This window comes from Helicobacter sp. T3_23-1056, from assembly GCF_053654535.1.
Map to the genome: position 1 here is coordinate 37899 of NZ_JBSIUU010000019.1, position 10977 is coordinate 48875.

The 10977-nt window shown below is 39.7% G+C and carries 10 protein-coding genes; 4 read left to right on the forward strand and 6 right to left on the reverse strand.

Annotation, left to right across the window (positions count from 1 at the left end):
• Positions 1-64: 64 nt before the first annotated feature.
• Positions 65-994 carry a DUF815 domain-containing protein gene (locus tag ACWIUO_RS09955; protein ID WP_454177749.1) on the reverse strand — a complete coding sequence of 310 codons (930 nt, stop codon included), beginning with the start codon at positions 992-994 and terminating at the stop codon, positions 65-67.
• A gap of 119 nt (positions 995-1113) precedes the next feature.
• On the reverse strand, positions 1114-3297 hold the full coding sequence (locus ACWIUO_RS09960) for a M99 family carboxypeptidase catalytic domain-containing protein (RefSeq protein ID WP_454177750.1): 2184 nt from the start codon (positions 3295-3297) through the stop codon (positions 1114-1116).
• Between the two features lie 253 nt (positions 3298-3550).
• Here ACWIUO_RS09960 and ACWIUO_RS09965 point away from each other — a divergent pair, with 253 nt between their 5' ends.
• The 3 genes from ACWIUO_RS09965 (at position 3551) to ACWIUO_RS09975 (ending at position 5938) form a co-directional block, all read left to right on the forward strand.
• The gene (locus tag ACWIUO_RS09965) at positions 3551-4201 is read left to right on the forward strand and encodes a flagellar FLiS export co-chaperone (RefSeq protein WP_454177751.1); all 651 of its coding nucleotides are present in this window, start codon (positions 3551-3553) and stop codon (positions 4199-4201) included.
• A 153-nt stretch (positions 4202-4354) separates the two neighbouring features.
• Positions 4355-5134, forward strand: coding sequence for a hypothetical protein (locus ACWIUO_RS09970; protein WP_454177752.1), 780 nt, complete (start codon positions 4355-4357; stop codon positions 5132-5134).
• A 270-nt stretch (positions 5135-5404) separates the two neighbouring features.
• Positions 5405-5938: a hypothetical protein gene (locus ACWIUO_RS09975; RefSeq protein ID WP_454177753.1), complete on the forward strand. Its 534-nt coding sequence runs from the start codon at positions 5405-5407 to the stop codon at positions 5936-5938.
• A 46-nt stretch (positions 5939-5984) separates the two neighbouring features.
• On the opposite strand, the gene ACWIUO_RS09980 is transcribed toward ACWIUO_RS09975, so the two are convergent.
• From ACWIUO_RS09980 to trxA, 4 genes are all read right to left on the reverse strand, one after another.
• Positions 5985-7889, reverse strand: coding sequence for an AAA domain-containing protein (locus tag ACWIUO_RS09980; protein ID WP_454177754.1), 1905 nt, complete (start codon positions 7887-7889; stop codon positions 5985-5987).
• A gap of 64 nt (positions 7890-7953) precedes the next feature.
• Positions 7954-8925, reverse strand: coding sequence for a 4-hydroxy-tetrahydrodipicolinate reductase (gene dapB / locus ACWIUO_RS09985; protein WP_454177755.1), 972 nt, complete (start codon positions 8923-8925; stop codon positions 7954-7956).
• 23 nt (positions 8926-8948) lie between these two features.
• Entirely contained in the window at positions 8949-9887 is a 939-nt protein-coding gene (trxB, locus tag ACWIUO_RS09990; RefSeq protein WP_454177756.1) for a thioredoxin-disulfide reductase, read from the reverse strand.
• 186 nt (positions 9888-10073) lie between these two features.
• Positions 10074-10391, reverse strand: coding sequence for a thioredoxin (gene trxA / locus ACWIUO_RS09995; protein ID WP_023927023.1), 318 nt, complete (start codon positions 10389-10391; stop codon positions 10074-10076).
• A gap of 377 nt (positions 10392-10768) precedes the next feature.
• Here trxA and ACWIUO_RS10000 point away from each other — a divergent pair, with 377 nt between their 5' ends.
• Entirely contained in the window at positions 10769-10900 is a 132-nt protein-coding gene (locus tag ACWIUO_RS10000; RefSeq protein WP_454177757.1) for a hypothetical protein, read from the forward strand.
• The last annotated feature ends 77 nt before the right edge of the window (positions 10901-10977 follow it).

Below are 10977 nucleotides of genomic sequence, written 5' to 3' on the forward strand. Positions count from 1 at the left end.
CACTAGATTTTGTTTTTTTAAGCTAGGTTTTTAGGTGTTTGTAAATGCCTAAAATCTAGCTTTTTTATTTACGCAGATTTTCTACGCCGTTTGCGACTAGCAGGGCAAAATCTTTTGCAATTCGTGCGTTTTTGCTTCCCATTTTTGTAGCAAAATTTAATGCCTTTTGCCGAGCGATTTTTGAAATCTCATTTAGATTTTCTTCATTTGGATTGTTACTTGTATCGCTTAGATTGTTTGTGTTAAAAAAATCTATCCCCTTTATCCCCTCTTTTTGCAAAAATGTTTCTACGCATTCAAGGTATTGCCTAACCCCAAAATCATAAAATCCAATCTGCAAGCCAAACCTATCGCTAAGACTTAGTTCTTCTTGGACTATGCTATGCTCAGGGGTGTTATCAGCACCTGCGTTTTGGATTAGCTTGCGGATATTAGAAGTGGCATATAGCAATATATTTTTTGCACGCGCTTCAAGCGAGCCTTCAAGCACGCTTTTGATACTTTTATACTCATTTTGCTCTGCGCGGAAGCTCAAATCATCACAAAAAATAATAAACTTATAAGGCTTATCTCTTAGCATATCAAAAAGCAATGGCAATAGCAAAATATCCTTGCTATCAAGCTCGATTACGCGTAAAGATTTTGGGTAAAAAGATTTTAGGGATTTGTCATTTTTAGTGCGCTCTGTTTTGATTGCGCTATTGATTTCTAAAAATTCTCCCAAAACTTGCTTTACACAAGAGCTTTTGCCACAGCCTCTAGCACCCCACGCAAGCACATTTAGCGCGGATTTGTCTGATAAAAAACTAGCCGTATTTGCCCTCAAAATCTCTACTTGCTCTTCTAGCCCGATTAGATTTTCTACTTTGTCAAAATCTCTAATGCTATGCAGGTAGCAAAAGCTATCAAACCTGCGCAATACAAATGCTTTGTGCGCTTCAAAATCCACTTCTAAAAGTTTCGCGAAATTTGTGCTACCCCAAAAAATATCCATAAAATCTCCGTTTATTTTCTTACTTTTTTGCCTAAATTCCACGCTACAAACGCGCTTTGCAAACTGCGATTACGAAAAAGCCCAAAAGCTAAAATGCCAAAATGCTACTACTGCGAAATCTAGCGCGAAAAATCCACCAAAATCATACCCATAAATATTTCCTTAGGCAAGATTTGTTTTTTAGGCATTGTGCCAATATCTTTTGGGCTAAACGCGCTATCTAGGCTAGAATCCACCACAAAATCCCCGTATTTAAGCAAACTCTCTAGCACATACCCGCTAATCTTTCGCCCACCAAAAATATATTCTACCTTAGCCCACGCTCCACCGATTTGGCTAGATTCTAGCGCGTTTGTCTTGCCTAGCACATATAGTTTGCGACCCTTTGGAGCTTTTGCCACAAATGGCGAAACCTCACTTGGCTCACTGCGCACAAATGCGCTCGAAGCGATTACTTGTGCGGTTTTTTTATCCATTTTTTGTGTGCGCTCTTTTGCGGATTCTTTGTTAGATTCTTTTGTGGATTCTTTAGAAGTTTCTTTTGTAGATTCTTTGTTAGATTCTTGGATTTTGGCATTTTGGCTAGCATTATTTATGCTATTTTTGCTTATTGGTGCATTTGTATCATTTGTGTTTGCTACCACCATAGTCGTATCCAAATCCACCACAAAATCCCCGTATTTAAGCAAACTCTCTAGCACATACCCGCTAATCTTTCGCTCACCAAAATGATATTCTACCTTAGCCCACGCTCCACCGATTTGGCTAGATTCTAGCGCGTTTGTCTTGCCTAGCACATATAGTTTGCGACCCTTTGGAGCTTTTGCCACAGGTGGCGAAACCTCACTTGGCGCACTGCGCACAAACGCGCTTGAAGCGATGACTTGTGCGGATTTATTTAGATTTGCAGGTTTTGATATGTCGGATTCTAGTGAGGCGTAGCGTGGAGTGTGTAGGGTGTATGTGCTAGATTGTGGCGTTTGTTTTTTATAAAACTCGATTCGATATAGATTTCCCGCTTTATCGATACTTGCTAGGGGGTTTAGATATTCTTTTTTGATTAGGATTTTGTTGTTTTTGGGTTTTGATTTTAGCCCCACGACTTTTATGTCATATTCGCTAAAATCAGTGATTTCTACAAAATCTACCGCTTTTATGACTTCGCCAAATGCGATTTTTTGCTCTTTGTTATCGATATTTGCCCTTATTTGCGCTCCGTTAGATTTGCCAAACTCCACATATTTTGGTGTAAATTTTGTCATTGAGTTGTTGCCATATTTTAGCGTTAGGGCATTGCCTCTTGGCAAAAGTCCCAAAATCTTAGCCCCAGATTCTATGGCGATTTTATCAAAGTTTTTGTTAGCAGGCAGTGGAAAATCCGCAATCTCGCCCCGCAAATCAAAAAGCGGAAAGCTAGGCATACCCTCTATGCTAAAGGCTAGATTTTTATCATATATCACCTTGCCTACGCCATCTACGCTAAGCGTAAAATCCCGCTCAAATCCTATCCCCACTTTTTCTAGCAACGCCTCGATAGCAAGCAAATGATAATACACCCTCTCTTTTAGATTTAGCGTCTTGCTAGCTTCGTTTGCAAAGGCTGGCTTGCCCTCATTTATCGCATAAAAAGTGAGTGCTTTTTGCATTTCTTTGTCTGTTTTTGCGGTTTTTGTGTTGCGCACGCGATATTCGTGCAGAGGTTTTAAGATATGGGCATTTACGCGCTTTGTGATATGCGTGGCTATCTCATCTAGCTCGCCAAATCGCACGCCCTCTAATCGCTCTTGGTCGATTATGGTGCAGTTTCCCCACCGCTTTGGGCTAAGTAGCTCGCTTTGGTGCGTGTGGCGATAAAATCCGCTCCCATCGTGCAAATGCAACACTAAATCAACTTCTTTGCTAGAAATGATTGATTTTGCGCGATTTATGAGCGGGGATTCTGGGTCTTTGGGGGAGAGGGTGGCAAATTTACGATTCATATCATCATAAAGCCCGCGATGATTTAGCAGCATCGAATGCGGGTTTATCACGGGGATAACCCACACGCTACCTTTTGTGATTTTGTAGTGATTTAGAAAAATATTTGTGGCGTTAAATCCCCCGGGCTCATCGCCTTGAATCCCGCCTATGAGAAGCAGGGTAGGGGGTTTATTGGGGTAGTCATTGGTAGATTCTTGCTTTGATTCAAGTTTAAAAAGATGAAAATCTATGGGTTTTAGATTTTGGGAATTGGCAAGTGCTAGGGCGACACAAAGCCATAAAACACAAAGCCATAAAAAAAGCGGTCTCAAAAATAGTCTCATAGTAGTCCTTAAAAAATATTTGGTAAAAAGTGTGAATTATATCGTAAGCGAAATAATAAAGCAAAAATCAATCTAAGACACGCACAAAAAACAGCACAAAAAATCAATGTCAAAACACACAAAAAGCACACAAAAAGGAATGATAAATGCTTTTTACGCGTTTATAGTTAGCGATTTAGAAGCATTCGTGCTAGTTAGCTAGAATGTAAAAATGCGATTTTAGCCTTTGCCATCTTAGTCTTAAGGAGAAACAATGCAAAACAAGGCAAATGAAATCATAGAGACTTTCAAAAAACATATCAAAGAGCAGGGCATAGAGCCACAATCCCTAGCCAAAAACGCCCTAAGCAACATAGAAGCTATCCAATCTGCCAAAACCCACTCGCCCTTTGTAGCCCAGCGCAAAATCCGCAATTTTGGCGAAGACATAAAAAGCGCAAATGAACTCACAGGCGCGTTTCAAACACTTCAAATCACATTTAAAAAACTTCTATCCCTAGCAGATGAGCTAGAAGAGCTAGATAATGCCGCAAAAAGTAACGATGAGGCAACGCAGAAAAAATCACAGATTTTGGCGCAGATAAAAGAGCGCGTGCAAATGGCTATTTTTATGGGTGAGGGATTGTTTGACACGGATTTGAGCGCGAAAATAGGCGATAAAAAGATTTTGCTAGAAAATCCATCGCCTATGCCATTGCTTCAAAACGATAGCGCAAAATCTACTAAGAATTTTCAAACCTATATCAAAGAAAAATTGCTAGAAATAAATGAATCTTTATCTCATCTAAGCAAGGCAATCTCAAATGCTGAAATATTTGATAAAGCGCAAGATTTTGGGGATTTTGATTCTAGTGCGGATTCTAGTGTGTTTGAGAAATTTGACAAAAATATCTTTATGAAATAAATATAGATTTTAGCGCAAGGTTTTGATAGGGCGACTAAAATAGAAATATAAACTTGCGTTAAAGTTTTTAATCGGTTTATTAGATTTTGTAGATATAATAGCGATTTTTTTAAGCAACAAATTTTTATACAAAATCTAATCTTAAGGATAAATATGCCTTTTTTAGCCACATATTTTGGGGCATTTTGCGCACTAAACCCTGAAGAATGCCCCAAAGAATACACGCGTGTAGCCATAGGTGCGCAATACGCACACATAAAAAATCAACCAAATCAAAGCCAAATTTTTGACACCAAAATCTATGGTGGCTATGTAAATTTAGAAGGCGGAATCACTAGCAAGACTTCGCGCACGCGCTTTGTCATTAGCACAAAACTTGGCGTAGGCAAGCAAGAAGCTAGCCCATCTAGCCTAGATTTTGCGGGGCAAAATCTTGCTATTTTTGGCGAGATACGACCAAAAGTGGGGGTAAATCTAGCCACAAAAAGATTCCCTCTTTTTCTAAATATCGCTTATGTATTTGAAGCCTACACTTCGCGCAAAAAGGGCGATAGTAGCGGATATTCGTATTTATTTCACTATCTTGGTGGCGAGGTAGATGGCAAAATCCCTTTTGGCAAAAAAGTCGCGCTAGAATATGCTTTTGGGTATGATTGGCTTTTTGGCGGGGGGTATGGATTTGGGGTGGCGAAAGATTCTAGCCTAAGTGGATATGGGCTAAATGGGCATAGCTACGCGCTAAATGCAGGTGTGGGCGTAGCCTACACAGCAAATCCGCAAAAATCATATTATTTAAAAATGATTTGCAGGTATCAAAATCTAGGGCATTCAAATGTCGCACAACGCAAAAATATTCAAAATCACTCAAACGCATTAAGTATGCCCTCAATGCGAAACATAGTAGGAATGCTTGAAATGGGGATTGAATTTTAAGATTTTATTTAAAAAAAATATTTTTGGCAAATTTGGCAAAATCGTGTAAAGGCTATAAAAAAATACACAAAAATAAACGAGAAAAAATACGCAAAAATTTTTTGTTAGATGTTGTTTGATTGATAGATAGATATTGGATTTGTTTTTGCTTTTTTGTGTGGATATATGTTTGGTTTAGAGTTGCGCTATTTGCGATAGTTTGGGCTTATTTGGTGTTTTATTTTGGATTTAGATTTTGGGTTTTTGTGATAAAAATTTGTGAGGTGTATTTTGCGTGTTGATTATGGATTGCCACAGACTTCGCTTAGCTCACTTTTGTCTAGCAAGATGACAAACGCGCAAGAAATTGCCCAAGAATCCACACAGGATTTTACACAAGAATCCTCCAAACAATCCACGCAAAAATCTACAAAAGATTTGCAAAATTCCCAAAAACTTCAACAATCTAGGCAACCCCAACAATCTAGCAAAATCCAAGATGACAAAACAGCCAACACGCAGGCGCAAAAAAATTCAAACGAAGCAAAATCTAGGCAAACTTATGGAATGGAGATTTTTGAGCTAATGAGCGATGAGGAATATAGCGCGTTTGTGAGGGCGAGTGAGGGAATGAGCGAGGGAGAAAAACTAATCGCTGCTCAATCGCTTTATAGTTTGAGGCAAGACTATCAAGGGCAGGGCGCACCGCAAAATGCCAAAAATCCATACACCAAGACAAACCGCGCTTTTGGGCGACATAATGACTTTTTGGAGCGATATAAAGCGTTTTATTATGGGGTGGAAAAAGTAGAGATTTTGGGCTAGCGATTTGGGGCTATGGATTTGGGGCAAAGATGGGCAAAATAAGATTTTAGATTTTGACAATTTCTATGGTTTTTTGCATTGCTAGCTCTGTGGCTAGCTTGTCAAATTCCTGTTTTGATTGATTTGGCTGAATGTTTTGAAGCGGGAAAGGAAGCGCGTTTGCCAAAATCTCACTTAAAAACTGCCCTCTAAAATTTAGCCAATATTCCCTATCGCACACGATGATTAGCTGTTTTTTTATGCGACTTATGGCGACATTTAGGGCGTAAGCTGCGTTGATATTGTGAGAGTTAGTCAAGTGATGATGAAGCATCACGGGAGAGAAAATCACCGTGTCAAATTCTTGTCCTTGCGAGCCGTGAATCGTCCAAACATTGCGATAAGACACGCCACATTCGCTAAGCAATTTTTTTTGCCTAACAAATGGCGTGATAACCGCATAATTTTCAAAATTTTGTAAAATCATAGATTTAGTCAAAGTCGCACAATCCGCCACAGCAGAATCTACCGCAATCGCAGAATCCGCCACAACCATAGAATCCACTTCGTTAGAATTGTTAAATTTTAGCCTAGCTTTTTGCATTTCGTTTATGAGTGTTGCAATTCTTTGGGCTTCTGTGATATTTTGTTTGTCCTCCATAATCGCATTTGGGCAGTGTATATAAAAAATCTGCGTATTTTGCTCTTTGCCTTTTAAGCCATTATGATAAATGTGAAAATCTAAGATTTTGGCTAGATTGTCCCCATAGCGGTGGGTTTGGCGGAGGGTGCAAAAGGTGGTTTTTGCGTTTTTGGATTCTGTGAAAAATAGCGTGCTAGATTGGGTTTTGCTAAAAATGGGCGCGTTGCTTTCAGCAGGATTTGCGAAAAAATCCTCCAAAAACAGCGAAGAGAGATTAAAAAGATTTGCCCAGATTTTGTCGCCTTTGATTTGGGAGAGTGGCATCTCACAGATTGGCATTAGCTGCTTATGGTCGCCAAGTAGCGTGATAGGGGCATTTTGCGTGGTTAGGACTAGGGCTTTGATAAGTGGGGTAAAAGCGCACTCATCTAAGAAAAAATGATGAAAATCTATGCCCAAAGTCGCTTGCTTTGCGACAAATCCATCCATCGTCATACCGATAACTATGGCTTCTTTTATCCTAGTTTTTGAGATATTTGAGCTAAATAGATTCTCTTTTGCCTTTTTTGCTAGCACTTGTGGGTCGCACACTTCGGTGTATTTTTCTAAAAACGCATTGCTAGGCGTGCCAAGTCGCAAAATCTTTTCCCTATTTAGCCCTAATTCATCAAATTTGCTAATAAGCGCGCTTAGCACTTGCTCTAAGGCGGAATTTGTCGGGGCTAGCACGCACACAGGCAAACCCTCATAAATATAGCATAGCAATGCTTCAAAAAGCACGACTTGTGTCTTGCCACTGCCCGGTGCCCCCCAAATATAGCTAAAAGGCGTATTTAGAGCGCATACAAGCGCGTTTTTTTGCTCATCATTTAGATAGTCTTTTAGGTATTTTTGTGGTGGCAAATCCGCAATGCGGGGCTTTATGCTAGGCAGGGCAAATATTTCAGCTCTTTTAAAAAATATTTCTAAATTGGTGATTAAAAATTTTAAATCGCTAAAAATTTTTATGTCATTTTGGTGGGTTTTGATAGTCTCTAATAGCGCAAAATCTAGGCATTCAATCGCTAAAACCCCCGTTTTTTCATCATAAAACAAGACAGAAAATCCGGTATTCTCGCTAAGTGGCAAATATTTTCCATTCAAATCAATCATTAGCGAATCGGTATTTACAAATTTTGCCTTGATAAAAAATTTGATGACGCTAGAATCGATATTTATACGGAGGATTTGGAGTTGCTCGCAACCTAAGTTGTTTTGCTCTAAATATTCATAATAGATTGAAGTGGCGTTTGTGAGGGCTGTTTTTGTAAGTTCTGTTTGCTGGTTCATTTTGGTGTTTTTTGGATTTTGGGTGGATTTTGCGTTGTAAGATTTGCGCGATAAGCCTAAAAATCTATGCTAGCATACTATCAATGTCATATAGATTTGGCTTTTGCTTGCTAAGCCACAGCGCACATTCTAGCGCGCCTTTGGCAAAAGTGGCGCGATTTGTGGCGTTGTGGGTAAATTCTAAATATTCGCCCTGCATATAAAATCCTACCGTGTGCCTGCCCGCGACATCGCCACCGCGAAGAGAAACTATGCTTATTTGCCCCTCTTTTCTCTCACCCGCAGACGCCCTATCTGTGATAAATAGATTTTGTGGATTTTGGGCTAGGTTGCTATTTTTTGTGTTTGTATCGCTTAGCCCCCGTCCTTTTGCGCAGGAATGAGCTAGGGCTAGGGCAGTCCCGCTTGGTGCGTCTTTTTTGAAGCGATGATGAATCTCGCTGATTTCTATGTCTGCGTTTTGTAGTTTGGAGGCTACTTCTTGGACTGCTTGTCGCAGGATAGCCACGCCTAGCGACATATTTGCGGCATAGAGGATAGGCGTGTGCTTGCTTAGAGAATCTAAAAGTGTAAAATCATCTTTGCTAAGCCCTGTCGTGCCTATGACACAGGCGGGCAAAGTAGGCAATGTGGATTTTGAGAGGCTAGATTTCGATGGGTTAGATTTTGACAAGCTAGATTTTGATGGACTAGATTTTGGCAGGCTAGATTTTTGTTTGTTTGCTTGGCGTTGATTATCGCTAGAATCTAGCCTTTTTTGGAGTGCGCTTAGTAGCGAAGCTGTGCCACTTCGTGCGCTAAAATCTATAATCACCTCGCACGAAGCGATAAACTCATCTAAATCATTAGTGATAAGCGTTGGATTTTGGTTTGGATTCTGGCGTAGTGCATTTGGGGCAAAATCCAGCTTTTCACGCACAAACATAGCACTTAAAATCGCTTTGTTAGATTGTGCTATTTCATCGATTAGCAGTCTGCCTACGCGTCCTGTGCTACCTAATAAACCAATGTTTATTTGCTCTGTGCTCCGTGCCATAATCGCCCCCGAAATGTCAAAATCTAATGCAATGAGTCAAGATAAGCTATCGCGCTAAGTGCCGCAGCTGCGCCATCTCCAGCCGCACATACCACTTGCTTTGGTGCATTTATGCGTATGTCGCCTGCTGCAAAAAGCCCTTTGATATTTGTTTTCATCGATAAATCAACAATGATAGAGCCATTATCCTCGCTAGCACAGAGCATAGAGCCATTATCTTGTTTTAGCACTTGCGTATTTACCTCATAGCCCACAAAGATAAAAATCCCAGAAAATTCTATCTCTTTTTTCTCTTTTGTTTTTGTGTTTTCTAGCACCACAGAAGTAGCTTTTTTGTCATTGCCCTTGACTTCGATGGGTGCATAAGGGGTCAAAAACTCGATTTTAGGGTTGTTCCTAGCGTGCTCTAGCGTGATAGGTGCGCCACGAAACTCATCTCTTCTATGCACAAGCGTTACTTTTGCACACATTTTTGTGAGATATATCGCTTCTTCTAGCGCGGTATCGCCACCGCCGATTACGACTACTTCTTTGTCTTTGTGGAAAAACCCATCGCAAGTCGCACAAGTGCTAATGCCTTTGCCCCAATACTGCTCTTCGCCTGCTATTCCCATTTTTCTAGGGCGTCCGCCTGTGGCTAAAATCACCGATTTTGCTTCTACTTGGCTATCTACATCATAGTGGATTACGAAGTTTTCGCCTTTTTTGCTGATTTGTAGCACTTCTGCCATTTCGCGTTTTAGCCCGAAGCGAAAGCACTGCTCCTGCCACGGCTCCATAAAATCTAATCCGCTTTTTATTTCTGCTACTCCGGGGTAGTTTTCGATTTCGCTACTGCCTGTGATTTGTCCGCCGGGCATACCTTTTTCAAACAAAACTACATCTTTGATTCCGCCTCTTGTGGCATAAAGCCCCGCAGTAAGACCCGCAGGACCTCCGCCGATAATTGCTACATTTAACATTTTTTCTCCTTTGTTGTCAAAATGTATTTTTGGTATTTTTGCATTTATATAATGCAAAGTATATAAACAAAAAAAGCTAGATTCTAATGGCACACGCCAAAAGAATCTAGCCCCGAAAAATCAATGATTTAAGAATGTAATTATCCAAAAAGTCCAAAAACACTCTTAAAAATTATGAAAAACATTTTATAGCAATGCTTCAATCTTGCTCGCAAGCACGGCTTTGCTATGCGCTCCTACGATTTGCTCGACTACTTGTCCATCTTTCATAAAAAATATCGTAGGAATATTGCTGATTCCGTATTCTTCTGAAATCGCCTTTTCCTCATCGACATTTACTTTGCAAATCGCTGCTTTTCCTTCAAAATCGCTCGCAAGCTCATCAATCACTGGAGCTAGCATACGGCAGGGACCACACCAAGGCGCCCAAAAATCCACCATAGCCACACCGCTTTTGGTTACTTGCTCGAAATTGTCTTTTTTTAGTTCAATGTATTTTCCCATTGTTGTTCTCCTATTAAGTTAAAATAAAGGCGAGAAAATTTTATAACGATAAAATAAACAAAATCATCTATAAAATAAATATTTTGCGTTTTGGCACTTTGGGAGAGCAAAATCTAGCAAAATCTACAAAAATCTAACAAAATCAAAAACGCTAGAATGTTATGTTTGTAAGTGGCGATAAATGGCGTAACAAACATTTAGATTTATACTTTTTTTGCAGATTTACGCTTTTTTGGCTGGCATTTGATATTTGCTTTTTAAGATTTGGTTAGCCACCTACATATTAACCCAAAACGCATTATGTCGCCGTTTTTTTTAGGTTTTAGGTTATTGTTGCGTGGCATTAGTTATGAATGTGTTTGGTTTAGAATCTGTTTTTGTATTTTATTGTTGGTGGATTTTGCTTAATATGGTATAACGCCGACTATATCCCACCAAATGCCAAAGACACAAGCAAAGCAATCTATGGCGTGATTCACAGATCACAAGTGGGCTTTGAGTGTGAGTAAGATTTTAACAAAACATTAAAGAGTTATAATCTAAAATCCAAAAGCGCGAGAATTAAGCGATTTTAGATAAGATTCAC

Excerpts from the sequence above, each read along its gene's own strand:
- dapB (WP_454177755.1), bottom strand. The coding sequence starts at position 8,925 with ATGGCACGGAGCACAGAGCAAATAAACATTGGTTTATTAGGTAGCACA.
- trxA (WP_023927023.1), bottom strand. The coding sequence starts at position 10,391 with ATGGGAAAATACATTGAACTAAAAAAAGACAATTTCGAGCAAGTAACC.
- ACWIUO_RS09965 (WP_454177751.1), top strand. The coding sequence starts at position 3,551 with ATGCAAAACAAGGCAAATGAAATCATAGAGACTTTCAAAAAACATATC.
- ACWIUO_RS09960 (WP_454177750.1), bottom strand. The coding sequence starts at position 3,297 with ATGAGACTATTTTTGAGACCGCTTTTTTTATGGCTTTGTGTTTTATGG.
- ACWIUO_RS09980 (WP_454177754.1), bottom strand. The coding sequence starts at position 7,889 with ATGAACCAGCAAACAGAACTTACAAAAACAGCCCTCACAAACGCCACT.
- ACWIUO_RS09970 (WP_454177752.1), top strand. The coding sequence starts at position 4,355 with ATGCCTTTTTTAGCCACATATTTTGGGGCATTTTGCGCACTAAACCCT.
- trxB (WP_454177756.1), bottom strand. The coding sequence starts at position 9,887 with ATGTTAAATGTAGCAATTATCGGCGGAGGTCCTGCGGGTCTTACTGCG.
- ACWIUO_RS09955 (WP_454177749.1), bottom strand. The coding sequence starts at position 994 with ATGGATATTTTTTGGGGTAGCACAAATTTCGCGAAACTTTTAGAAGTG.